23 protein-coding genes are annotated in these 24910 nt (G+C 62.4%); 16 read left to right on the top strand and 7 right to left on the bottom strand.

What is annotated here, in order from left to right:
* Positions 1–16 precede the first annotated feature (16 nt).
* From ACQY7X_RS01965 to ACQY7X_RS01925, 9 genes are read left to right on the top strand one after another with little or no spacing between them, the layout of a single operon-like run.
* Positions 17–1018, top strand: a complete 1002-nt coding sequence (locus ACQY7X_RS01965; protein ID WP_428248160.1) for an NAD(P)H-dependent flavin oxidoreductase — start codon at positions 17–19, stop codon at positions 1016–1018.
* Positions 1015–1887 (top strand): HpcH/HpaI aldolase/citrate lyase family protein, encoded by an 873-nt coding sequence (locus ACQY7X_RS01960; RefSeq protein WP_428248159.1) that lies wholly within the window; start codon positions 1015–1017, stop codon positions 1885–1887. Before ACQY7X_RS01965 ends, ACQY7X_RS01960 begins: the two co-directional genes overlap by 4 nt.
* 2 nt (positions 1888–1889) lie before the next feature.
* The gene (locus tag ACQY7X_RS01955; RefSeq protein WP_428248158.1) at positions 1890–3161 is read left to right on the top strand and encodes an acetyl-CoA hydrolase/transferase family protein; all 1272 of its coding nucleotides are present in this window, start codon (positions 1890–1892) and stop codon (positions 3159–3161) included.
* Complete coding sequence (locus ACQY7X_RS01950) at positions 3158–4384, top strand: CaiB/BaiF CoA transferase family protein (protein ID WP_428248157.1); 1227 nt, start codon at positions 3158–3160, stop codon at positions 4382–4384. The genes ACQY7X_RS01955 and ACQY7X_RS01950 overlap by 4 nt, the downstream gene beginning before the upstream one ends.
* Positions 4385–4386: 2 nt before the next feature.
* Positions 4387–5148: an enoyl-CoA hydratase-related protein gene (locus ACQY7X_RS01945; protein WP_428248156.1), complete on the top strand. Its 762-nt coding sequence runs from the start codon at positions 4387–4389 to the stop codon at positions 5146–5148.
* Between the two features lie 33 nt (positions 5149–5181).
* Entirely contained in the window at positions 5182–5727 is a 546-nt protein-coding gene (locus tag ACQY7X_RS01940; protein WP_428248155.1) for a TRAP transporter small permease subunit, read from the top strand.
* Positions 5724–7013 (top strand): TRAP transporter large permease, encoded by a 1290-nt coding sequence (locus tag ACQY7X_RS01935; RefSeq protein ID WP_428248154.1) that lies wholly within the window; start codon positions 5724–5726, stop codon positions 7011–7013. The genes ACQY7X_RS01940 and ACQY7X_RS01935 overlap by 4 nt, the downstream gene beginning before the upstream one ends.
* Positions 7014–7017: 4 nt before the next feature.
* A complete protein-coding gene (locus ACQY7X_RS01930; RefSeq protein WP_428248153.1) occupies positions 7018–8289 on the top strand; it encodes an MFS transporter in 1272 nt (423 codons plus the stop codon).
* Between the two features lie 40 nt (positions 8290–8329).
* Positions 8330–9052, top strand: coding sequence for an NUDIX hydrolase (locus ACQY7X_RS01925; RefSeq protein ID WP_428248152.1), 723 nt, complete (start codon positions 8330–8332; stop codon positions 9050–9052).
* Positions 9053–9070: 18 nt separating this feature from the next.
* Here the strand turns inward: ACQY7X_RS01925 and ACQY7X_RS01920 are convergent, their stop codons facing one another.
* Positions 9071–11053 (bottom strand): LTA synthase family protein, encoded by a 1983-nt coding sequence (locus ACQY7X_RS01920; RefSeq protein ID WP_428248151.1) that lies wholly within the window; start codon positions 11051–11053, stop codon positions 9071–9073.
* A gap of 187 nt (positions 11054–11240) precedes the next feature.
* A complete protein-coding gene (locus ACQY7X_RS01915) occupies positions 11241–12038 on the bottom strand; it encodes a helix-turn-helix domain-containing protein (protein ID WP_428248150.1) in 798 nt (265 codons plus the stop codon).
* Between the two features lie 118 nt (positions 12039–12156).
* Here ACQY7X_RS01915 and ACQY7X_RS01910 point away from each other — a divergent pair, with 118 nt between their 5' ends.
* Positions 12157–12540, top strand: coding sequence for a hypothetical protein (locus ACQY7X_RS01910; protein WP_428248149.1), 384 nt, complete (start codon positions 12157–12159; stop codon positions 12538–12540).
* A 5-nt stretch (positions 12541–12545) separates the two neighbouring features.
* On the opposite strand, the gene ACQY7X_RS01905 is transcribed toward ACQY7X_RS01910, so the two are convergent.
* The 3 genes from ACQY7X_RS01905 to ACQY7X_RS01895 are packed head-to-tail and all read right to left on the bottom strand — an operon-like array spanning position 12546 to position 15865.
* Positions 12546–13385 carry an FkbM family methyltransferase gene (locus tag ACQY7X_RS01905; protein WP_428248148.1) on the bottom strand — a complete coding sequence of 280 codons (840 nt, stop codon included), beginning with the start codon at positions 13383–13385 and terminating at the stop codon, positions 12546–12548.
* Positions 13386–13391: 6 nt separating this feature from the next.
* Complete coding sequence (locus tag ACQY7X_RS01900) at positions 13392–14618, bottom strand: glycoside hydrolase family 2 TIM barrel-domain containing protein (protein WP_428248147.1); 1227 nt, start codon at positions 14616–14618, stop codon at positions 13392–13394.
* Positions 14615–15865, bottom strand: coding sequence for an amidohydrolase family protein (locus ACQY7X_RS01895; RefSeq protein ID WP_428248146.1), 1251 nt, complete (start codon positions 15863–15865; stop codon positions 14615–14617). Before ACQY7X_RS01895 ends, ACQY7X_RS01900 begins: the two co-directional genes overlap by 4 nt.
* Positions 15866–15973: 108 nt before the next feature.
* On the opposite strand from ACQY7X_RS01895, the gene ACQY7X_RS01890 reads away from it, so the two are divergent.
* From ACQY7X_RS01890 to ACQY7X_RS01865, 6 genes are all read left to right on the top strand, one after another.
* Complete coding sequence (locus tag ACQY7X_RS01890) at positions 15974–17587, top strand: class I adenylate-forming enzyme family protein (protein WP_428248145.1); 1614 nt, start codon at positions 15974–15976, stop codon at positions 17585–17587.
* A 177-nt stretch (positions 17588–17764) separates the two neighbouring features.
* The gene (locus tag ACQY7X_RS01885) at positions 17765–18070 is read left to right on the top strand and encodes an HU family DNA-binding protein (protein ID WP_428248144.1); all 306 of its coding nucleotides are present in this window, start codon (positions 17765–17767) and stop codon (positions 18068–18070) included.
* Between the two features lie 279 nt (positions 18071–18349).
* Entirely contained in the window at positions 18350–19168 is an 819-nt protein-coding gene (locus ACQY7X_RS01880) for a flagellin (protein ID WP_428248143.1), read from the top strand.
* A gap of 150 nt (positions 19169–19318) precedes the next feature.
* A complete protein-coding gene (locus tag ACQY7X_RS01875; protein WP_428248142.1) occupies positions 19319–20179 on the top strand; it encodes a UDP-2,3-diacylglucosamine diphosphatase in 861 nt (286 codons plus the stop codon).
* A 62-nt stretch (positions 20180–20241) separates the two neighbouring features.
* The gene (locus ACQY7X_RS01870) at positions 20242–20652 is read left to right on the top strand and encodes an FKBP-type peptidyl-prolyl cis-trans isomerase (protein WP_341979513.1); all 411 of its coding nucleotides are present in this window, start codon (positions 20242–20244) and stop codon (positions 20650–20652) included.
* A gap of 74 nt (positions 20653–20726) precedes the next feature.
* Positions 20727–21116: an FKBP-type peptidyl-prolyl cis-trans isomerase gene (locus tag ACQY7X_RS01865; protein WP_428248141.1), complete on the top strand. Its 390-nt coding sequence runs from the start codon at positions 20727–20729 to the stop codon at positions 21114–21116.
* Here ACQY7X_RS01865 and ACQY7X_RS01860 read toward each other — a convergent pair.
* Together ACQY7X_RS01860 and acnA are read right to left on the bottom strand one after the other, a co-directional pair.
* Positions 21109–21669, bottom strand: coding sequence for a nucleotidyltransferase family protein (locus ACQY7X_RS01860; RefSeq protein ID WP_428248140.1), 561 nt, complete (start codon positions 21667–21669; stop codon positions 21109–21111). The genes ACQY7X_RS01865 and ACQY7X_RS01860 overlap by 8 nt on opposite strands.
* Positions 21670–21739: 70 nt before the next feature.
* On the bottom strand, positions 21740–24421 hold the full coding sequence (gene acnA, locus ACQY7X_RS01855; protein WP_428250030.1) for an aconitate hydratase AcnA: 2682 nt from the start codon (positions 24419–24421) through the stop codon (positions 21740–21742).
* Between the last annotated feature and the right edge of the window lie 489 nt (positions 24422–24910).

The following is a 24910-nucleotide window of genomic DNA, read 5'->3' as shown; positions in this document are numbered from 1 at the left end:
CCAGCGGAGAAGCATCGTGTCGATTGAGAAATTGTTGCGTTCCACCGAATTGTGCCGCCGTGTCGGCCTTGAATACCCGATCATGCAGGCTGGCATGGGCCAGGTTGCCTATGGCCGTCTGGCCGGTGCTGTTTCAGCCGCCGGTGGCCTGGGCGTGATCGGCGCCGGCTATCTCACCGCCGATGAGCTGCGCCGCGAAATCCGCGTTATCCGCGATACCACCGACAAGCCGTTCGGCGTCGATATCCTGTTCGCCAAGGTGAACAGCAATGACGATGCGGCGATCACCTATACCCGCCAGGTGCAGGACCAGATCGCTGTCAGCCTCGACGAGCGTGTGCCGGTGCTGATTTCCGGCCTCGGCAACCCGCTCGGCGTGGTCAAGGAAGCGCATGAGCGCAACATGCTGGTGATGAGCGTGGTGGGCAATGTGCGCCAGGCCAAGGTGCTGGAATCGGAAGGCGTCGACATGCTGATTGCCTCGGGCGGCGATGGCGGCGGCCATGTCGGCCGCGTCGGCACGGCGGCGCTGGTGCCGGCGGTGACCGAGGCGGTGAAGATTCCGGTAATCGCCGGCGGTGGCTTGGCCGATGGCCGTGGCCTGCTGGCGGCACTCTCCTTTGGTGCGGTCGGCGTGTGGATGGGTACGCGCTTCATCGCTTCGGAAGAAGCGCGCGCGCATGAGAATTATAAGAATGAACTGGTGGCGCGTGATGACGAAGGCACGGTGATCAGCCGTGCCCATAGCGGCAAGACCGTGCGCATGCTGCGCAATGCTTTCACCAATTACTGGGATCGCAATCAGGACAAGATCCTGCCCTATCCGCGCCAGCTCCAGGATGTCGGCCTGCCGGCCACCATCAAAGGCCGCATCGAAGGCGATATTGAGAACGGCGTGCTGCCTGCGGGCCAGAGCGTGGCGCTGATCCACGAAGTGAAGCCGGCCGGCCAGATCGTGCGCGATATCTTCAACGAAGCCTGTGCTTCCTACCGCAAGAGTTTCGGGGGGGCGGTATGATCCGCAGCCTGTTCTTCGCCCCGGCCAACCGCCACGATCTGCTGGCCAAATTCCCGCGCTTCCAGGCCGATTGCTATGTCATCGACCTGGAGGATGGCACGCCGCCCGCCGAAAAGGAGGGTGCCCGCGCCAAGCTGAATGAAGCCGTGCAGATGCTGCGCACGGCCAAGCTGGCCGGCAAGATTTATGTCCGCATCAATGAGCCGGTCTCGGCGCATTACATCCGCGATATCGAGGCTTCGGTAGCCTGCGACATTGATGGTCTGGTGCTGCCGAAGCTGGAAGAGCGGGATCAGATTTTCCCGATCAGCCATGCCATTGCCCGGGTCGAGAGCCAGGACAAGGCAAAGCGCCGCATCGAGATCATGGCCGGCATCGAATCGATGCGTGGCGTGATCGATGCCGTGGCGCTGTGTGCGGCCCATGAGCGCATCACGTCCGCCTTCTTCGGCGCCGAGGATTTCGCCGCCGATATCGGTGCGCGCCGCACCAAGGGCGGGGATGAAGTGCTTTATGCCCGCTCCCAGGTGGTGCTGGCGGCCAAGGCGGCGCGTGCCATTGCCATCGATCAGGCGGTGGTAGATATCCGCGATGATGAACAATGCCGCCTCGATGCTGAGAAGGGCCGCAATCTTGGCTATGGCGGCAAGATCTGCCTGCTGCCGCGCCAGGTGGAAATCTGCAACGAGGTCTATGCGCCGACGGCGGCCGAAGTGAGCCATGCCCGCGATCTGCTTGCCGCCTATGAGGAAGCGACCAAGCGTGGCATCGGCACCATCGATTTCAGGGGCCAGATGGTGGATGGCCCGATACTCAAGCGGTCGGAGGCGATCCTCGCCATGGCTGCCAAGATAGGGGCGGGGAAGTGACCATGCAGACCGTCAGCGCCGATAGCCTCGATCTCAAAGGCCTGATCCGGCCTGGCGACACCATCATGTGGGGCCAGGCCTGCGCCGAGCCGACCACGCTGGTGGAGATTCTGCTTAAGCAGCGCGCCAGCCTCGGCGGTGTGTCGGCGTTCATGGGCTCGGGTTTTTCCAACACGCTGAAGCCTGAGTATGCCGATCATATCCGCTTCGCCGCCATGGGTGCGGCTGGTACCCACCGCCGCCTGACCAAGGCCGGTGTGCTGGATATCCTGCCCTGCCATGTCTCTAAAATGGAAAGCTATGTCGCCGAGGGTCTATTGCCCTGCGATGTGGCGTTCATCCAGGTGTCGCCACCCGATGAGAACGGCCATTACAGCCTCGGTTTGATCAGCGACTATATCCGCGCAGCCGTTCGCCGCGCCCGCGTGGTGATTGCCGAAATGAATGCCCAGGTGCCGCAGGTGCCTTGTGCGGAACCACTGACGGCGGATGAAATTGATTATCTGGTCGCCACCGACCGTCCGCTGATCGAATTGCCGGCGGCACCGGTCACCGACCTGGACCGCAGGATCGCCGGTTTCGTGCAGAACTTCATTCCTGAGCGCGCAACCTTGCAGGTCGGCATCGGCGCGGTGCCCGAGGCGGTGATGTCGGGTCTGCGCGATCGCCGCGATATGGGCATCCATTCCGGCATGCTGGGCGACAGCGTGGTGGATCTGGTGGAGGCCGGTGCGATATCCAATGCCTACAAGGAAGTCGATCCCGGCCTGATCATCACCGGCGCGCTGATCGGCACCAAGCGGCTCTACAACTTCTGCCACCGCAACAAGCTGGTGCGCATGCATCCGATTTCCCACACCCATAATATCTCCGTGCTGTCTCAGCTTTCCAATTTCATTTCCCTCAACTCTGCCGTCGAGGTGGATCTGAGCGGCCAGGTGAATGCCGAATGCGCTGGCGGCCAGTATATTGGCGCGGTTGGCGGCCAGGTGGATTATGTCCGCGCTGGCTCGGCCTCGCGCGGCGGCCATTCCATCATTGCCCTGCCGGCGACGGCGCAGAATGGCGAAGTCAGCCGTATCGTCTTTGGCCTGAATGGCCCAGTGACAACGGCGCGCAGCGATGTGGACGTGGTGGTGACCGAATTCGGCGCTGCGGAGCTGCGCGGCAAGACTCTTGGCCAGCGCGCTAAGGCGCTGATCAATATTGCCCATCCGGCGCATCGCGAGGCGCTGGAGCGTGCCGCTCATTGCGCCAGCAAGAGCGCCGCATGACCAAGGCAGCCGCGAAGAAGCCCGGGCCGCTGGATGGCATTCGTGTGCTCGATCTCACTTCGGTGCTGATGGGGCCGTATTGCACACAGATCCTTGCCGATCTGGGCGCTGATGTGGTGAAACTGGAAAGCCCGCTTGGCGATACCTCGCGCTATGTCGGGCCGACCAAGACCAAGGGCCGCAGCGGCATGTTCGCAAACCTCAACCGCGGCAAGCGCGGTGTGGTGCTGGATCTGCAGACGGCGGAAGGCCGCGACCTCTGCCTCAAGCTGGCCGAGCGTGCCGATATCGTGCTGCATTCCATGCGCAAGCCCGCCATCGAACGGCTGCGGCTGAACTACGAGGCGGTTTCAGCGGTCAATCCCGGCGTGATCTATGCCAGCCTCTATGGCTATGGCCGCGAAGGCCGCTATTCCGGGCGTGCCGCATACGACGATACGATCCAGGCGGTGAGCGGCATGGCGATGCTGCAGGCCGAGATCAATCCCGAGCCGCAATATGTCACTACAGTACTGGGCGACAAGGTCAGTGCCTTGAGTGCGGCCTATGCACTGATGGCAGCCCTGTTCCACCGCCAGCGCGGCGGCAAGGGGCAGGAAATCGAAGTACCGATGTTCGAGATCATGGCTTCTTTCCTGCTCGCCGAACATATTGCCGGCGCTGCCTATGATCCGCCGCTTACCCGGCCGGTTTATACCCGCACCGTCACGCCCTATCGCCGGCCCTACAAGACCGCAGACGGTTATATCTCGGTGTTGGTCTACAATGACAAGCAATGGCAGCGCTTTGCAGCCCTGGCGGGGCGGCCTGATCTGGCCAAGGATGAGCGCTTTATCAGCCAGTCGCAGCGCAGCACCAATATGGCTGCTTTCTGTGAGATCGTTGCCGCCATCATGGCGCAGAAAACCTCTGCCGAATGGATGGACCTGCTGAACGAAGCAGAAATCCCAGTCGCAAGGCTGAATGAGATGGCTGATCTCTATACCGATCCACATCTCGAAGATGTCGGCTTTTTCCGCACGCTCGATGATCCGCTGGATGGCGCCATGCTGTTCCCGGAAAGCCCGGTGCGTTTTTCCGATACACCGGGCGGTTTCGAGCGCGCCGGGCCGATGCTGGGCGAGCATACGGCGGAAGTCCTGCGCGAACTCGGTATCGGCGACGCGGAGATGGATGGATTGGAACAGCGCGGCGCGATCCGGCGCTGGAGTGGAAAGGCCTGAATATGAGTGAGATTCTTTACGAGCGCCGTGGCGGTATTGCCATCATCACAATCAATCGGCCGGAACAGCGCAATGCCATCAGCAAGGTGGTACGCAGTGGCTTGCGCGAGGCCTTCGAGCGATTCGAAGCCGAGGAGGATGCGCTGGTGGCGATCCTGACGGGCACTGGCGAGAAGGCATTCTGCGCCGGCATGGATCTGAAGGAAGCCGCCGACACCATGATCGGTGTACCGCCACGCGGTTTCATTCCAGTGCTTGGCGATAGCATTCATGTCACCAAGCCGGTAATCGCGGCGGTGAACGGTGTTGCCTATGCGGGTGGCTGGCTGCTGGCGCAGATGTGCGATCTCTGCATTGCGAGCGAGAACGCTACCTTCGCCATCACCGAAGGCAAGGTTGGCCGGGGCATGCCCTGGGCGACACCGCTGGCGCATATGATTCCGCAGCGCATCATGATGGAGCTGCTGCTCACCGGTGATCCGATCGATGCCAGGCGCGCGCATGCGGTTGGCTTTGTCAACCATGTGGTGCCGCAGGCCGAACTGATGCCGGCGGCTATCGCGATGGCCGAGCGCATCGCTGCCTGCGCCCCCTTGACCGTGCGGGCGGCGCGGGAGACCGTGTATCTCGCCACTGAAATGGGACGCTCTGCCGCCTTGCGTGCGGCGAACCATGTGTTCGAGAAGGTATATCGCAGCGAAGACGCTCAGGAAGGCCCGCGGGCTTTCAAGGAGAAGCGCAAGCCGCAATGGCGTGGCCGCTGAACTGCGCCGAGATTAAGTCAACGAGGGGGGAAAATGACCGGGTTGCTAAAAAACTATGGGAAGCTGGAAACGGCTTTCCTCTATCTCACCAGTCTAGGGTTATTCCTGATCATGATGGTAATCGTGGTCGACGTGGTGATGCGATATCTGTTGAACGCACCCTTGAGCTGGTCTTTCGACCTGATCTCGATGTATCTCGTCACCCTGGTTTTCTTCCCAGCCCTTGCTGATACCTTCAGCCGTGGCGGCCATATTAAGGTGGATATGTTCGATGCTTTCCGCCGCACCAAGGTTTTCGCCTTCTTCGAGATCGTCGGCTACCTCATCGCCATCATCTTCTTTTCGCTGATTCTGTGGAAGATGGCTGAAACCGGCTGGGAAGCCTTCGTGGAGAAGGAGGTGGTGGATGGTGCGATTCCATGGCCGACTTGGCCGCCTCAGGCGTTCGGTGCCGTTGGTGTCAGTCTACTGATTATCAGCATGGCCATTGGTATTGCCGCGCGCGCGCAAGCCCTGCTGGAGGGCCGTGTCTATGAAGCCGAAGGCGAGCAGCATTATCCCGGGGAGCATGTGGAATGATTGTTGTTGCCGGCCTTATTGCGCTTTTCGCACTGCTGATCTTTGGCATGCCGGTGGCGTTTGCCCTCGGCATCTCCGGCATGATCGGCCTCTACCTCAAGGGTGGTCTCGATATGGTGCTGGGTATTCTCCGCACCACGCCGATCTCCACCACCTCTTCCTACGAACTCATCACCGTGCCGATGTTCATGCTGATGGCCGAGTTCATCATCGTCAGCCGCATCGCCGAGGAATTGTTCGACAGCGCCAAGGTCTGGCTGGGCCGCACCCCGGCGGGCCTCGCCATTTCCACGGCCCTGGCCGGCGCCGGCTTCGGTGCCATTTCCGGTTCGTCAACGGCATCTGCTGCCACACTTTCCGGCACCAGCATCCCGGCGATGATCCGGCATAAATACGATCCGCGCCTGGCTTCCGGCGTGGTGGCAATTTCCGGCACGCTGGCGATGCTGATCCCGCCCTCCATCGCCATCGTGCTCTATGGCCTGATCGCCCAGGTCAGCATTTCCAAGCTGCTGATTGCCGGCATCATCCCCGGCATCCTGGTCACAGTCGTGATCATCGCCACCGTCCTGGTGCTGGCGGCGATCAATCCATCGCACGCGCCGGCAGGCTCCAGCTACTCAATGCGTGAGAAGCTGGCATCGCTGCGTGTCGTGGGGCCGATGCTGGCATTGATCATGCTGGTTACCGGCTGCATCTATCTTGGCATCGCAACTCCAACCGAAGCCGCCAGTCTCGGTGCCTTTGGTGCCATGGTGATTGCCTTGATCCGCGGCAAGCTCACATTCAAGACCTGCCTGCAGGCCCTGTTCAACGCTTCGCGCACCACCTGCATGATCATCCTGATCGTGATCTGTGCCCAGGTATTCGGGTACTATTTCACGCTCACCGGCTTCACCCAGGAACTGGTTTCCTATGTCGGCAGCCTGGATGTCTCGCGCTGGGTGATCTTCTTCCTGATCATCCTGCTCTACCTGGCGCTGGGCTGCATCATGGACCAGATCGCCATCCTGTTCCTTACCGTGCCGGTGGTGTTGCCGGTGATGGTGGCGCTGGGCTTCGATCCGATCTGGTTCGGTATCATTATTATCGTGACTGCCGAAGTGGGCCTCGTCACGCCACCCGTGGGCCTGAATGTCTTTGTGGTGTCGGCCTATTCCAAGATACCGGTGAAGGACATTTTCATTGGTGTGGCGCCGCATGTGGTGGCACATCTGCTGGTGATCTTCCTGTTGGCGGCCTTCCCGGGGCTTATCCTCTGGCTGCCATCGACGATTGCGCAATAGCCTGATGGGCAGAGGCGACGAAACGGCGGAGATCAGGCGGGGCAATAGTCGCGTCGCCTGGTATGCGCTAATCGTCGCCTTCTTCTTCGTGCTGGTGTCGCGCGGAGTGATCGATACCTGGATGGTGTTCCTGCTGCCGATCGAGCAGGAATTTGGCGTCAATCGCCAGCTAACCGCTGGCGTTTTCTCGGTTTACATGCTCGCCACCGGCCTCAGCGCGCCGCTATCCGGCCTGCTGCTGCGCCGTTTCGGCTATCGTCTCAACTATTGTCTGGGCCTCGGCCTGATTGCCGCCGCCAATTTCATTGCTTCCCGGGCCCAGGGCATGATGGAGCTGTATCTCTGCATCGGGATACTGTCATCCATCGGCATTTCCGCCATTGGTGTCGTGCCGGCCTCCGCGCTGATTGGCCACTGGTTCAAGCACCGCATGTCAGTGGCGATGGGGGCGGTCTATGCCGGCCTTGGCACCGGCTCCTTGTTGCTGGTGCCCCTGGCGCAGTGGCTGATCGAACTGCAGGGCTGGCGCACCACCTATATCCTGATGGCTTCAAGCGTAGCCTGCATGGCCGTCATTGCCCTGGTGCTGCCTTGGCGTATCTTGGGCGGCGACAGTACCGAACCGAAAATTACCGCTCGTAATGGTGAAACCCGCGCAGTTGATGGCATCACCCTGCGTCAGGCTATTCGATCTCCGGAATTCATCGGTTTGTTCATCTCTTTCGGCTGCACCGGGCTGGGCATGTATATCGTGGTGGTGCAGGCGGTGCCGTTTCTGATTGATGGCGGTGTCTCGCCGCTCAAGGCTGCTACCGCATATGGCCTCTGCGGCATGCTGTCGGTCGGCGGCGTTATCATTACTGGCTGGTTGTCGGACCGTTTCGGTTTGCGGCCTGTGGCGCTGGCGAGCTTCGCTTGCACGTTCAGCGGCATACTCTGCTTGCTTGGCCTCAGTTTCGGTATCTCCGAATTGCTGCTGGCCTGTTACGTTGCCTGTTTCGGCATTGCGCAAGGCGCGCGCGGACCGATTGTCGCCACCATGTCGAACCGGCTGTTCCCTGGATCAGCGGCGGCAGCGATCTATGGCGTGATCTATGCGTCCAGTAATATTGGCGCTGGCGGAGGTGCCTGGCTGTCCGGCCTGCTGCATGACCTGACCGGCAGCTATCGTCCTGCCTTGATGCTGGGGGCGGTGATCATCTGTGGTGCGGCAATGCCGTTCATGATGGTGCGGTCGTTCCGCGCGCCACAGCCGGTGCAGCCAGTGCGGGAGTGACGCCATGGCCGTATCAGATTGACCAAGAAGGAGTAAGGCAATGTCTGGTGAAATAGCGGTGCCACGGCTGGCAGCTTCACTGATCATTCTGCGCGATGGTTCCCAAGGGGTTGAGGCTTTGCTGGTGGAACGTACCGGCAAGGCCAGCTTTGCGGCTGGGAAATTCGTGTTTCCCGGTGGCACGGTGGATCGGGAAACCGATGCGGCACTGGCGCCGGATATCGAGGATGGTGCATTGCGTGCCGCCGCTATCCGCGAGACCTACGAGGAAAGCGGGTTGCTGATCGTGGAGCCCGAGCCTCGCGAAGTGGCGCCGGGTCAGGATTTTGCCGCCCTCTGCCGTGCCAGCGGGTTTGCGCCGGCCACTCACCGCCTGGTACGTTTCGCCCACTGGATCACGCCGATCAGCCAGCCGAAGCGGTTCGATACACATTTCTATCTGGCGGCAGCGCCTTCTGCCCAGGTGGCGCAGGCGGATCAGCGCGAGGTGATGTCAGCAGTGTGGCGCCAGCCGCGTGCGGTGGTGGCCGCCGCCGAGGCTGAAGAGCTTGATCTGATGTTCGCCACTTATATGAACCTGCGCTGGCTGTCGCGATTCGAGAGCGTGACCGAGGCATTGTCGGAGGCAGCGCAGCGGCCCATCGTTACTGTGGTGCCGCGGCCTGAGGTCGGGCCGGACGGCCGTACATTCCATATTCCAGCGGCTGCCGGCTATGGCGAGGCATCTGTGGTGGAGAAGCGATTCCGCCGCGCGCCGCCGTAACGGACTTGGGCCTGGACCTTAAGGTTTCGCCGCCCTTGAGAGTTCGTGATATTGCTGTGCATAGAACATGCGGTGCGCAGTCTGGGTCTGTGCAATGGCTTGGCGGCGGATCAAGTCTGGCAAAGCTGCCTGATCCATCGGTTCGAGTTGGAATGGTCCGGTGCGCATGGCATAGCCGCGCACATCGCCTTTGGCGGTGAGAATGGCGGCGTTGCGACCATTGCCGACAGCTACATCGAAATTATGCGCCATGGCGATGCGGCCGGTGCCATCCCTGGACACGCGGCGCAGGTCGATGCCGAAAAATGGGCTGTCATAGCTCAGACCCAGTAAGCCAAGGATCGTCGGGCCGACATCCATGCTGGAGCCCAGCGCCGGATTGCGCTCCGGCTTGATATGCTTCGGCGCCAGGAAGATCAGCGGTACGCGGAATGCCTGCACGGGGATCTGTGCAGCACCCCATACCTTCGGGCCATGATCCCCGATCATCACGAACAGGGTATCGTCGAACCACGGCTTGGTTCGGGCCTGGTCGATGAACTGGCCGAGCGCCCAGTCGGCATAGGCGGCGGCATGGTCGCGGTCATTGGCGCTGGGCTTGAACGGTACGCGGCCCTCTGGATAGAGAAACGGGCGGTGATTGGTGACGGTCAGGCAGGCAAAGAAAAACGGGCCTGGCTCTGCTGCCATCTGGTCGATCCTGGTCAGCGCCTCCTTGAACATCAATTCGTCGGCTACACCCCAGATGGTCTTGAAGCTTTGATCGGCAATATCGTTTTGGCCTAGGACGCGGTCGAAGCCAACACCGCGCCAGAACTGGCCCATATTGTCGAAGCTGGTCGGGCCGCCATAAAGGAAGCTGCTGCGGTAGCCGAGTTGCTTCAGCAGGAAAGGCAGGGAATTCATCCCCTCCGATCCGGCCCGCCGTGCCGTCGAAATGCCGGGGATGGGGGGGAATGATGTGAAGATCGCCTCCAGGGCTCGCACGGTGCGGTCGCCGGTGGCATAGATATTGGTGAACAGCAGGCCATCCTCGGCAATGCGATGCCAGTTTGGCGACATGGTGCGCCAGTAGTCGCGCTGCTTTTCATGGAATACGTCCTCGAAATAGACCGAACCGAAGGACTCTTCGAGGATCAGCACAACATTCAGCTTCTTGGCAGGGGCCGGGCCATTATCGACATGGCGGCGGATACTGCGCTCGTCGGGTGCTGCGAGGTTGGTGGTATTATCCTGTTTCACCATGTCGCGCAGCAACGGCAGGGCTTCCGCCTCATCAATACCGGCATAGATGCCATCATACTTGCTGTCGTTGGTGGCAAAGGCACGCAGGATGCTGTGCATGCCATTTACCGCCAGTTCATTGATGGTGCGGTTGGTTGCCGGTTCGCGGGGCCCAGCATAGATGATCAAGGCCGCAATCAGGCCGCTTGCCAGGCTGAGCAGCAATGCGCGCCTGCGTTCACCTGGCTGTGACGTGGCCTGAAGCGCCCTGTTCAATGGGCGGAACAGGAAGAATCCGTAAATTGCCAATACGGCGGCACCAATCGGCGGCAAATAAAGCCGCAAATCGAAGCTCTCGCGGATATTGCCCAGCACTTCCTTGGGGAAGATCAGGTAATAGACAGCAATGCCATTGAAGCGGCTGTTGTATTCCTGCCAGAAAAACAGTTCGGCCACGGCGCTGAATACGGCCAGGCCAAGCAGGAGAACCAGCAGCATGTGTGCTGCTATAGCGCCGATGCGCCAGCGTAGAGGCCGATGCAGGAAATGCAGCCCGAGCAGGAAAGGCAGACCCAGCAGCACTGCCATTGCGACATCATCCAGCAGGCCAAAGACCCAGGCGGAAGCGAAAGGTAGGATGTCGTCTGGTGTATCCAGCGCGATCCAGATGGTGAGCACCAGGCGCACCAGAGCGGATAGCAACAGGAAAATGACAAGACAGCGCAGCCAGAAGGCTAGGCGGGCATATGGTCGCGTGGCGATGGCTGGGCGATGCATGTCCCGGACTATTGCAGTGGTTTCAGAAACTGAATATGGCCGGGTGCCTTAATTGTTTTTAATGCTGCGGATGCGAATTGATTGCACCCAATGCGAATAAACCAGCCATAAAATCACTTACGACAGATTGTTGTGGCGGGCGGGCGCTGCAGTGTTGAGGATATGACCGCTACCGGGGGGGCGATATTCATGGCGTCATCGTCCGCAATATTTCGGCTGTTGCCGCATCGGCCGGAAAGAAGGCTTCGATCGCCAGTTCGGATAGCGTGATATCCACGGGCGTCCCGAACATCATCGTGGTACTGAAAAAACGCAGTAATCCAGCATCGGTGGTGAATTCTAGCGGCACCGCCAGCTGCATTGCGTCGCGCTCGGTCGGCATCCGCCGCATGCTGCCACCGGAAGGCGCCGGATAGGCAGCCAATTCGGTATAGAGGTCTGCCAGTGTGTCATCGGCAGACATGTCGATCTGGTGCTTCAATCGTGCCAGCAGATGCGCCCGCCATTCGGCATAGTTGACGATGCGGCCGGCCAGGCCCTGCGGATGCAGGCTCAAGCGCAGCACATTGATCGGGCCGGTTAGCAGGCTGGGATCGGCGCCAGCCATCAGCGGCGGCACCATGCGGTTGGCTGCCACCATGTTCCAATGCCGGTCGATCGCCAGGGCGGGATAAGGCTCATGGCCGGACAGCACCTTGTCGATGGCCTGGCGGATCGGTGCCAATGCCTGGTCGGACAGGTCGCGCTCGGGAAAGACCGGCGCGAAGCCGGCGGAAACCAGCAGGGCATTGCGGTCGCGCAAGGGCACCTCCAGGCGCTCGCAGAGATGCAGCAGCATGTCGCGGCTGGGCGCGGCACGGCCGGTTTCCAGGAAGCTGACATGCTTGGTGGAGATATCGGCCTCAAGTGCGAGGTCGAGCTGGCTCAGGCGCCGGCGCTGGCGCCATTCGCGCAGGCGCAGGCCTATCGGTGCGGCTTCGGTCATGAGGCAAAGCTAGCGCCAAAGCCGCCGCGATCCAATTACCTGCAAGGTAATCGACCCGCCTCCGGCCCGGCGGCATCCTGCCCCCGTCGTTCAGATCCCGAAACCCAGGAGACACATCATGAGCTTCCTCCGCCGCATCCTGTTCCTCGACGCTGCTACCTGCATTGCCACCGGCCTGCTGCTTACCATTGCCGCCGGGCTGCTCTCGGGGCTGCTCGGCCTGCCGGAAATGCTGCTGCGCTATGCCGGCATCAGCCTGCTGCCCTTCGCGGCTTTCCTGCTCTATCTCGCGGCCAAGGCGGAACCGCCGCGCGGCGGGGTGTGGCTGGTGATCGCGCTCAATGCGCTCTGGGTGCTGGACAGCATCCTGCTGCTGGTGGCCGGTGGCGTGGCGCCGACCATGCTTGGCTACATCTTCGTGCTGGTGCAGGCGGCTGCCGTGCTGATCATTGCCGAACTGGAATGGCTCGGCCTGCGCCGCGAGCGGACGCGGCTGGCCTGATCGGCTTACTTCAGCATGAAGGCCTTCACCTGGCCGCTGGTGATCTGGTCGAAGCTGGTGGCTTCGATCAGGTCCAGCGCCGGGCGCGGCCGGTTGGCCGGGAAGGCGATCAGATTCACGTCGCTGCCCTGGATCACCCGGGTCGAGCGTTTGAAATTGCTTTCGCGGAACCGCTGTGCCGCGAACCAATAAGGCGTGTAGCCCTGCCGGCGCAGCGCCCCGGTGATGGCGCCGAAAGTCTCGACCTTGTTGGCTTCGCAGAAGATCATCGGCTGATGCCTGCGGATCAGCGCCTCGCCACCCTGCAGCACCGGCACTTCCAGGCCCTCGACATCGATTTTCAGGAAATCCAGCCGTTGCAGGCCGCGCAGGGCCGGTTCTGAATCCAGCGTGGTCAGCCGCACCGGCTCGCGCCAGGTGCCGGCGGCATAGGCGCTCTCGGTGGAAAAGCCCTTGTCGATGGAGAAGGAGCCGTAATTGAAGGGCTGCGAATAATCCGAGGTTTCGATCTCTACTTCGCCGGCTTCGCCGCCCACCGCGCAATGCAATGCATGGGCGTTGACGATGCCGTTCAGCGCCAGATTGGCGCAGAGCAGGGTGAAGATCGGCCGCTGCGGCTCGAAGCAATAGATGCGGCCTTTGGCGCAGAGTTTCGCCAGCGCCACGGCGTGGGTACCGATGTTGGAACCAACCTCTACCACGGTGGATTCAGGTGTCAGCAGCAGGCGGAACAGGGCCACTTCCGCCTCGCTCCATTCGCCATATACCTGCATGTGATCGCTGATGAAATCGCCCTTCAGCAGCAGGAATTTGCCCCAGAGGCAATCTTCCAGATAGGTCTGCATCGGGCGTCACTCCACAAGGAAAGGCAGGTTGGCGGTGGCGGCGGCCCCACGGCCATCGCGCAGCACCAAGAATAGCCGATAGCGGCCCGGTTTCAGCCCCTGGATATTGACGCCATCAAGACCGCCGCCCAGGGTCGCATGCTGAAAGCTCGGTGGCACTTTCTCCAGATCACCGGCAACGCGCAGGTCGGTGCTTTCCGCCATCACGGTCCATTCGGCCTGCAGCTTGTCATGGTCCGGGTCATCGGCTTTCAGCACGGCGCGGCCGATGGCATTGGCCGGCCAGTTGGCGGGATGCGTGAAGCCTAGTTGCCGGATGCGTGGCGCGTGGTTGCCGCCCGGTGTGCGGCCATGCCACTGCGCCGCCAGGGCCTCCGCCGTCTCGGTCCATTCGCCGCCCGGCAGCAGCAGGCTATGCCAGGTCGGCGTCACTTCCTGCTTGTGGCCCCAGAGGAAAACCAGGTGCCCATTGGCTGCCGGCGGCGAAAGCTGTGGCAGATAGCGCCGCAGCAAGGCCGCCTTATCGCCGCTGGATGGCTCCACGAAGGCACCCCAGGGGGTCTTGGCGGCCTGCCACTGGCCCAAGGGGCCGAGTTCGGTGATCAGCAGCGGCCCGGTCCAACCCTGCTGCCGCACCCGGCCGGGCAGGCTCGGCAGCGACTCGCCATAAGAGTTCACCCCCAGCACGTCGATGCTCGGCGCTGCCGCCTTCAGCTTCGCCACCTTGTTGTTGCCGGCTTCGGCCAGTACCGCCAGAGTCGGATGCTTGCGGTCGAGCTGTTTCACCAGCTTGGCCGCTTCCTCGATGCCGGACCAGACCTGGGTATCGTCGGCCAGTTCGGATTCCACCTCGTTGCCCAGGCCCCACATCAGCAGGGCCGGGTGGTCGCGGTGGCGCTCCACAAAAACCTTCAACTGATCGAGTTGGCGGCGCACGAAAGCCGGGTCACGGTAGGAAACGCCGCGGCGTGGGTGTTCCAGCCAGAAGCCCAGGATCACCTTGAGGCCGTGCTTATGGGCTTCATCCAGCACGCCTGCCTCTTCGGCGCCGTAGGTGCGGATGGTGGTGGCGCCAAGCCCGGCCAGCACATCCAGTCGCACGGTGCCGGCGGCGCCGCGGACGTTAAACGGCTTGCCATCCACCAGAATGTCATGACCACGCAGGGTCACCTCGGCGGCTTGCGCCGCCGGTGCCAGAAGCAGCAGCAGTGATAACGCCAGGCTGCGGATCAAAACGCCGCCGCTTTGGCGATGGCCGGCTGGGCGCCGCGCAGGCCACCCAGCATGGTCGGCAGGCCGGAAGCCAGTTCGCCCTTGCGGAACACCGCGCGGTGATACTGGCGGCGGGCGGCGCGGGTGATGTCAGCCACCGGGTCACCCTCCACCAGCAGGAAATCGGCGGGTAGGCCGGCCTGCACCTTGCCATGGCTCGGCAGGTCGAGCAGGTCGGCGGCGGCAGAAGTGCCGGCGCGCAGGGCTTCCAGCGGCTTCATACCGGCTTCCACCATGAATTCCAGTTCCAGGGCGTTGTCGCCATGCAGGTTGAACGGCGTGCCGGCATCGGTGCCCATGGCGATCTTGCCGCCAGCGCCATGGAAGCGTTTGAAGGAGTCGAGGTGAATGACGTAGACGCGGTTCGCCTTCTCGATCACCCAGGGCGGGATGCCGCCCTTGCCGGCGTTGTTGACGATATTGCGCACGGCGGCCAGCGTCGGCACCAGATAGGTGCCGCGCTTCAGCATCTCGGCCAGGCATTCATCATTCATGAAGATGCCATGCTCGATGGAATCGACGCCGCCCAGCACGGCATTGAGGATGCCTTCCGAGCCTTGTGCGTGGCTGGCGGTGCGCCGGCGGAAGCGGCGTGCCTCGGCCAGGCCGGCAGCCATCTCCTCGCGGCTGTAATGCGCGTCCTCGGGATCGACACCCGGGGTCATCACGCCGCCGGTGGCCATGATCTTGATCGCATCGGCGCCGGCATGAATCTGCTCGCGCACACCCCGGATCACATCATCCACGCCGTCGGCAACACGGCCCGTCCGGTTGCCATGGCCGCCGGTCATGCACAGCATCTTGCCCACGGCGCGGATCACCGGGCCGCTGAATTCGCCGCGCAGGATGGCATCGCGCACGCTGATCTCGATGTAATCCTTGCCGCCGCAATCGCGCACCGCGACGATGCCGGCCTGCAAGGTCTGCTGCGCGCGCTCCAGGGTCTTGAGCGTCAGGCGGGAGGCGGAAAGCTTGTCCTGTGCCGTGCCGGGATCGGCCTCGCCGCCCATGGTGAGGTGCACATGGCAGTCGATCAGGCCGGGCAGCAGCGTGCCGCCGCTGGTGTCGATGGTCTCGCCGGCGAATCCGGCGAACTCGCCCTTCGGCGCCACCTTCGCCACCTTGCCGTTTTCCACCAGCACACCATGATCGGCAACCGGGGCATTATGGCCATCAAACAGGGCGCCGCCGATGAACAGGGTAGCCATCGTTTATCTCCTGGATAGGAATGAGAGGTTGCTGCCAGGGTCGCGCTTTGCAAGCGCGCCGTCAACGCTCTAGTCTGGCGCCACAATATAAGTTGAAGGGAGGGGATCATGGCGGAGTGGACCTTGCCGCCCGGTGTTGCGACGCGGCACGAGGCACATTTCGGCGACCGGATCGTGCGCTGCTTCGCCGACCGCGTGACCGATATCTATGACACGCTGGCAAGGGCGGTGGCGGCACGCGGCGCGGCGGAAGCCGTGATCTGCGGCGCGGAACGCCTGACCTATGCCGAATTTGGCCGCCGTGTGGAACGGGTGGCTGGCGGCCTCGCCGCGCGCGGCATCAAGCCGGGGGATCGTGTCGCCCTGCTGCTCGGCAACCGGGTCGAATTCCTGCTCGCTGTCTATGCCGCATTGCGGCTGGGCGCCATCGCGGTGCCGATGGGGACGCGCCTGCAGACCCCGGAAATCGCCTATATCCTGGATCATGCCGGCGCCAGGGCACTAGTGGTCGAGCCGGAACTGCTCAACCGCCTGCCGGCGCGGACCGAGACACCGGAGCTGACAGATATATATGTGCCCGGTGCCGGGTCTGGCGGTGGAACTGATGCGGAAGATTTCGCGCTGCTGGATGGCGAGCCGCCGCCGCGCGTGGCGGTAGCCGAGGAAGACACGGCGGTGATCCTCTATACCTCGGGCACCACCGGCCGGCCCAAGGGTGCGATGCTGACCCATTTCAACCTGGCCCATTCACTGCTGCATTTCCAATACGGCATGAAGCTGACCAGTGCCGACCGCATGCTGCTGGCGGTGCCGGCCAGCCATGTCACCGGTCTGGTGGCGCTGATCATGCTGGCGGTGCAGGCGCAGGGCGCGCTGATCATGATGCCGGAATTCAGGGCGCGGCCGTTCCTGGAATTGGCAGCGCGCGAGCGCATGACCAACGGCATCCTGGTGCCGGCGATGTATAATCTCTGCCTGCTGGATCCTGATTTCGACCGCTTCGATCTTTCCGCCTGGCGCGTCGGCGGCTATGGCGGCGCGCCGATGCCGGCGGCAACCATCGCGGCCTTGGCCGACAAGCTGCCGAATCTTGGCCTGATGAATGCGTATGGCGCCACCGAGACGACATCGCCAACAACGATGATGCCGGCGCATTATACGCGCGACCATGCCGACAGCGTCGGTCTTGTGCTGCCCTGTGCCGATGTGATCGTGATGAATCCCGATGGCCAGGAAGTGGCACCCGGTGAGAGTGGCGAAATCTGGATCCGTGGCGCCATGACGGTGCCGGGCTATTGGCGCAATGCGGAAGCCACGGCACGCGAATTCACCGCCGGTTATTGGCATTCCGGCGATGTCGGTTCCAAGGATGCGCAAGGCTTCGTGCGGGTGTTCGACCGCGTGAAGGACATGCTCAATCGCGGCGGCTACAAGGTCTATTCGGTGGAAGTGGAGAATGTGCTGGCCGGCCATGATGGCGTGCTGGAAAGTGCCATTGTTGCCAAGCCTTGTCCGGTGCTGGGCGAGCGCGTGCATGCCTTCATCAGCCGGCGACGGCATGACGTTACGGCAGAGGAACTGCGCAGCTTCTGCGCGGCCAGACTGGCGGATTACAAGGTGCCGGAAAGCTACACGCTGCTGGACGAACCGTTGCCGCGCAACGCGAATGGCAAGCTGATGAAACGCACCCTGCGCGAAAGGCTGTTGGCCGGCATGGCGTGAAGGCGCGTGGTTGGCGGCGAATCGCCTTCTGACGCCCGGGAGAGCCGCATTTCAAGCGGCTTTTTCGTTATCAGGCGATGGGAAATTCCGTTTGGCGGTGCTATGGAGTGATTCGGGGATGCACCCCGATTCGATTCGGACACCCGAAAAGATCGATCCAACGGAGGAGTGAAAACCATGGCGAAAGCCGCCGCCGCTACCAAGACGGTCACCGTGACCGCGAAGCAGATCGTCAACACGCTGGCCGAGAAGAACGGCCTGCAGAAGAAGTCCACCGTCGCCCTGTTCGACGACTTCTTCGCCGCTGTCACCAAGTCCCTGAAGAAGGGCGAGCGTATCCGTCTCGGCGATCTCGGTGTGCTGCAGGTGCGCAAGCGCGCCGCCCGCACCGGTCGCAATCCGCAGACCGGCGAGCCGATCAAGATCAAGGCCTCCAAGAAGGTCGCTTTCCGCGCTTCGAAGGCGCTGAAGGAAGCCGTCTGAGCCTTTAGGGTTCCGAATACTGAAAGGGCTCGCCGCAAGGCGGGCCCTTTTTGTTAGGGTTAAGCTATGTGGTTAACGCAACCTGCGGGCGTGCGAAAACCATTGAAAAACCTGCCTGAATCGACAGTTGCGTTCCAGGCACTGGCCCGCCGTGAAGGCCGCGCTTTCGATAAGTGCTTGCAATCGCGGCGGAAAATTATTAAAAAGAGGTAAATCTGGGTCGCCGCCCGAGAACGGGTGGCATCCTGAAGCAGAATTTAGCTAAGGATGGGGGACAGAATGGTCTCGGTCATCACCAGCGCGGCGGCGATATCGGCCGTCCACTCGTTGCGCGAAATCGATACGCGCTTCGTTTCTTCATCCAAGCGGATCGAATCCGGTTATCGCGTTGCTGATGCCAGCGACGACGCTTCGATTTTCGCTGTTGCCCAGGGGGTGCGCGCCCAGGTGAAATCCTCGGCTGCGGTAAGTTCCTCGCTCACCCAGGGGCAGAATACCGTGCAGGTGGCTTTGGCCGGCCTGCGCCAGATTTATGATCTGACCAATGACATCCGCGCCAACATCATCCTGCTGGCCGATGGCGCCACGGCGGAAAGTGCGCGGACCATCATCAAGAACAACACCCTGACGTTGCTGGAGCAGATCGACTCTGCCCGCAACACCTCGCGCTATAATGGCTTCAGTCAGCTTGAAGCCAATGCCCAGGCGCGCAGTTTCCTCTCCGACACCAAAGGCACTTCGATCACGGTCGGCACGTTCAACGCCCAGACCGAACTTGATGATCTGAGCACGGCGGTGAACAACATCACGGATTCGGCTTCGGCTCTGACGGCGCTGGATGCGGCGCGTGCATTCGAGCGGCAGGTGAATGTCACGCTGGCGGATTTCGCCGCCACGGGCCGTTCCCTCTCGGAGAGCCACAGTTTTGTCGACTCCCTTACCGATGCACTCAAGAAGGGTGTGGGTGCTCTGGTCGATACGGATGTGGCGGAAGCCATGGCGGTGCGGCAATCGGCCATCGTGCAGCGCGGCCTTTCCGTGGCGTCGCTCGACTTCACCAATGGCGCCAACCGCCGCATCGTAAATATCCTGCGCTGATCCTGCTTCAGCCGAAGCAATATTGCGCTAAGGCGGGCTGTAACCGCACCGTCACACAGGTCATGGAAAATTCACGGGACTTGCGCCTGCCCGCGACGCATCGTCGCGCCGGCACGCGGCCCGCGTGCCGATTCGGCGCCGGAGCAAGCGATGAACATGGTCCCGTTGGACATGACTCCCGATGCAAGCAGCGGGAGCGTTCTGCGCTTCCGTACCATCTGGATATCAGACATCCATCTCGGCACCCGTGGCTGCAAGGCGGATCTGCTGCTGGAATTCCTACGCTACACGGAATCGCAGACCCTCTACCTGGTCGGCGACATCATTGACGGCTGGCGCCTGAAACGCTCCTGGTACTGGAACCAGAGTCATAACGACGTGGTGCAGAAGTTGCTGCGCAAGGCGCGCAAAGGCACCCATGTGGTCTATGTGCCGGGCAACCATGACGAAGCCTTGCGCGATTTCACCGAGCTGCAATTCGGCGGCGTGGCGGTGCAGATGGAGGCAATCCACCGCACCGCGGATGGCCGGCTGCTGCTGGTCACCCATGGCGACCATTTCGACGGCATTGTCACCTATGCCAAATGGCTGGCTCTGCTGGGTGACATGGCTTATTCGGCAGCGCTCGGCCTGAATACCTGGTTCAATCACCTGCGCCACAAGATGGGCCTGTCTTACTGGTCGCTTTCGGCTTATCTCAAGCACAAGGTGAAAAACGCCGTCGAGTTCATCTCGGACTACGAAAAGGCGATTGCCGAGGAGGCGCGGCGGCGTCATGTCGATGGCGTGGTCTGTGGCCATATCCACCACGCCGAGATGCGCGATATCGACGGCATTCTCTACTGCAACGATGGTGACTGGGTGGAAAGCTGCACTGCCCTGGTGGAACACCATGACGGGCGGCTGGAAATCCTGCATTGGGCGGCCCTCCGCGAGACCCTCCATGAGACCATGGGCGAGCCACTGGCGGATGAGGCCACCAGCGTGCCGGCGGTCCCGCTTTCAGTCTGATTCCATTGCATTTCCGGCCAGACCCCCTACACTCCGGCATCGGAAGAGGGTATACTGGCACTATGTTTGGCAAAATCATGGAAGCCATCGGCCTCGGGAAATCGGGGCAGGATGGCGCTAAATTCAGCGCGACCGCCTCTGGCCTGAAGGTCTGGGAAGAGAAGGTAGGCGATGGCGAAAAGGCCACGCCGGACCGGGTTGTGACCGTGCATTATACCGGCTGGCTCTATGTGAACGGCCAGGCCGGTCGCATGTTCGACTCTTCGCGAGCGCGCAAGGAACCCTTCTCTTTCCAGCTGGGCGCCGGCAAGGTGGTCAAGGGCTGGGACGAAGGCGTGCGCTACATGAAGGTCGGCGGCAAGCGCTGGATCATCGTGCCGCCCTATCTGGGCTATGGCAGCCAGGGCATGGGCCGCATCATCCCGCCCGGCGCCACCCTGATGTTTGAAATCGAACTCGTCGCGGTTCGCTAAAAACCTTCATTGCCGGAGTGAATGCCATGCGCCGTCTGTTCGCCGCCCTTATTCTTTGCCTGGGAGTGATCGCCATGTCCGAACCTGTTGATGCCCAGACCGCTGGCGTGGAACAGCGCACCCCCTCGGGCCTGCGCTACACCGACGAGAAACTGGGGACCGGCGCCGAGGCCATGCGCGGCCATACCGTCGCGGTGCATTACACCGGCTGGCTGTTCCAGAACGGTCAGAAGGGCACCAAGTTCGATTCCTCGCGTGACCGTGGCGAACCTATCGAATTCCCGCTGGGTGCTGGCCGCGTGGTTCGTGGCTGGGATGAGGGCATCGCCGGCATGAAGGTGGGCGGCCGCCGTACCCTGATCATTCCGCCCGACCTCGGTTATGGCGCGCGTGGCGCCGGCGGCGGCGTCATCCCGCCCAATGCCACCATGATCTTCGACGTCGAGCTGGTCAGGGTCAGGTAGGCTTTTCGACCACCACACGCGGCCAGATGGCGGGCCAGTTTTTCGCCGCCATGCGGGCGTGATAGGCGGCGAAGCGGCGTTCACCTGAGAGGGTTGGCCGCACCCGTAGCGCCATCAGATCTTCCAGCCCATAGGGCGCCAGCAGCGTGATCCGGCTGTCTGGCTCCAGCCGTGCCGCCACGGCGGTCGGCGTTTCCAGCCAATGGGCGATCGCGTCCAGGGTGTTGCGGTAGGGCAGGTCGCCATTGCCGGCATGCATCCGTGCCTGATTGCGCACGCTCCAGCCCAGGCCCGGCGCCTGCTCCTCCAGCCAGGCTTCGGCCTCCTGTTCGCGCCGGGGCGACAGGTCCGTGCCATCGAAATACAGCAGGTCGATATCGGCCAGCGGGGTTGGCTGGGCATAGCCGCTCAAGCGATCCCAGACCAGCGAGCGGATGAAGCCGGCGCCAATGGCCCAGTCGGGCAACGCCAGGTCGCGCGCCAGCCGCAGGCAGCGCATGGCTTGAGCCGATGCCTGCAACCAGCCGGTCAGCGCTGCTGCATCATCCGCCATTGCCACTCCCTGAAAAACAAACGGCCGGGGATTGCGCCCCGGCCGTTCGCTTGAACGCCATGCGGCCTTGTCAGGCGGCGAGGTTGCGCAGCACCGTCTGCAGGATGCCGCCATTCTTGTAATACTCGATCTCGTCCAGCGTATCGATGCGGCAGAGCACCTCGAAGGTCTGGGTCGAGCCATCGGCGCGGGTCAGGGTCACCGGCAGCTTCATGCGCGGCTTAAGCCCGCTGGCGACGCCGGAGATATCGAACTTCTCCGTGCCGTCAAGCTTGAGGTCGAAGCGGGTCATGTCGTTGAGGAACTGTAACGGCAGCACGCCCATGCCCACCAGGTTGGAGCGGTGGATACGCTCGTAGCTCTCCGCGATCACCGCCTTCACACCTAGCAGGATTGTGCCCTTGGCCGCCCAGTCGCGCGAGGAACCGTTGCCGTATTCCTTGCCGGCGAAAATCACCAGAGGCGTACCGGATGCCTTGTACTTCATCGCGGCGTCGTAGATCGACATCACTTCGCCGGTCGGCTGGTACTTGGTGATGCCGCCCTCGGTGCCCGGCACCAGCTCGTTCTTGAGCCGGATATTGGCGAAGGTGCCGCGCATCATCACCTCGTGGTTGCCACGGCGGGCACCATAGGAGTTGAAGTCGGCATAGGTCACCTTGTTGTCCATCAGGTACTTGCCGGCGGGGCCGTCCTTCTTGATCGAGCCGGCAGGCGAGATGTGGTCGGTGGTGATCTTGTCCGGCAGCACGGCCAGAACGCGGGCACCCTTCACATCTGTGATCGGTACCGGGGTCTTGGACAGGGTTTCGAAATATGGCGGGTTCTGCACATAGGTCGAAGTGTTGTCCCAATTGTAGGTCTGGCCGGTGCCGACCTTGATCTTGCGCCAGTTGGTATCGCCCTTGAACACGTCGGCATAGCGCTTCTTGAACATCGCGGCGGTGACATACTTGCGCACCATCGTGGCGATCTCCTTGTTGGAGGGCCAGATGTCCTTGAGGTAGACCGGCTTGCCCTTGGCGTCATGGCCAAGCGGCTCCTTGGTGATGTCGATCTTCATGTTGCCGGCCAGCGCATAGGCCACCACCAGCATCGGCGAGGCGAGGTAGTTCGCCTTGGTCAGCGGGTGGACGCGGCCTTCGAAGTTGCGGTTGCCCGAGAGCACGGCGCCGACGACGAAGTCGTTATCGGTGATCGACTTGGAGATATTGTCCGGCAGCGGGCCGGAATTGCCGATGCAGGTGGTGCAGCCATAGCCGACGATCTGGAAGCCCAGCTTGTCGAGATGCTTCTGCACGCCGGACTTGGCGAGGTAGTCGGTGACCACCTGGCTGCCGGGCGCCAGCGAGGTCTTGACCCACGGCTTGCTCTTCAGGCCCTTCTTCAGCGCGTTGCGGGCCAGCAGGCCGGCACCGAGCAGCACGCTCGGGTTCGAGGTGTTGGTGCAGGAGGTGATCGCGGCAATCACCACGTCGCCATGGCCAACATCGAACTTGGCGCCATCGACCTTGACGCGGAAATCCTGCGCCGTCTTCTTGCCATAGCTGGTGCCGAGCAGCTCCCTGAAATCACCAGCGACGCGGCTCAAGGCTACGCGGCCCTCGGGGCGAGTCGGGCCGGCAAGCGACGGCTCGACACTGTTGAGGTCCAGTTCCAGGGTGTCGGTGAACACCGGCTCGGCCGAGCGGGCGGTGCGCCACAGACCCTGCGCCTTGGCATAGGCTTCCACCAGCTTGATGCGCTGCGGGTCGCGGCCGGTCGCCTTCAGATACTCGATGGTTTCGCCGTCCACGGGGAAGAAACCGCAGGTGGCACCATATTCCGGCGCCATGTTGGCGATGGTGCAGCGATCGGCGATGGACAGCGCGTCGACGCCCGGGCCGTAGAATTCAACAAACTTGTTGACCACGCCCTTCTTGCGCAGCATCTGCGTCACGGTCAGCACCACGTCGGTGGCGGTGGTGCCTTCCTTGGTCTTGCCGGTGAGGCGGAAACCGACCACTTCCGGCAGCAGCATGGAGATCGGCTGGCCCAGCATGGCCGCTTCGGCTTCAATGCCGCCAACGCCCCAGCCGAGCACGGCCAGGCCGTTCACCATGGTGGTGTGGCTGTCGGTGCCGACCAGCGTATCGGGGTAGGCCACCTCGGTCTTGCCGTCCATGCCGGTCCACACGGTCTGGGCCAGGTATTCGGTGTTCACCTGGTGGCAGATGCCGGTGCCCGGCGGCACGACGCGGAAATTGTCAAACGCGAACTGGCCCCAGCGCAGGAAGGCGTAGCGTTCGCCGTTGCGCTCGTATTCCAGGTCCACGTTCTTCTTGAAGGCGCCGCCGCTGGCGGAATAATCCACCATCACCGAGTGGTCGATCACCAGATCGACCGGGGAGAGCGGATTGATCTTCTTGGTGTCGCCACCCAGCTTCTGCATCGCGTCGCGCATCGCGGCCAAGTCGACCACGGCAGGCACGCCGGTGAAGTCCTGCATCAGCACGCGGGCCGGGCGGTAGGCGATCTCGCGATCCGAGCGGCGGTCCTTCAGCCACTGGCCCACGGCCTTCACGTCGTCCACGGTGACGCTGCGGCCGTCTTCATAGCGCAGCAGGTTTTCCAGCAGCACCTTCAGCGAATAGGGCAGGCGGGAAAGGTCGCCCAGGGTCTTTTCGGCGGCCTTCAGCGAGTAGTAGGCATAGCTCTTGTTGCCGACCTTGAGGGTCTTGCGGGTCTTCAGGCTGTCCTGGCCCACCGCGATGGCAACCGCACGGGCAGCGCCGGACACCTTCGCCTTTGCCGGCTTGGCGGCGGCTTTCTTCACGATCTTCTTGACGGCTTTCTTGACGGTCTTCGGAGCGGCCGGCTTGCGGGCGGCTGCCGTTTTTTTGGTCACCTTCGCTGCCGGCTTCTTGGCGGCCTTCTTGGCCTTCTTGGCGGCCGGGCGGCTGGATTTCTTCGGGGCTTTCACGGGGCGATCCTTCCTTGCATCGGGTGGAGCTGGAATCTCGTGCCGCGCGGCTTGAAGCCGACTGCTGGCGCCCGCCATTCGTGCCGTAAATCGCCCTTTTTGCCAAGGGGTTCTGCGAAGAACCGGGCGCTTTCGCGGTGAAATATATTCAACCCCGGTTGACTTTGCCCCACCCTGACGCAGCGACGGGCCTTGACTGCCGCGCCCGGCGGAGCCTATCAACGATTGCACTATCAAATGACGACGCGGCACAAAGCCGCGCGGGCGCCATACAGGGAG

This window comes from Ferrovibrio sp., from assembly GCF_965278975.1.
Lineage (GTDB): Bacteria > Pseudomonadota > Alphaproteobacteria > Ferrovibrionales > Ferrovibrionaceae > Ferrovibrio.
This window is presented reverse-complemented; position numbering and strand designations above follow the sequence as displayed.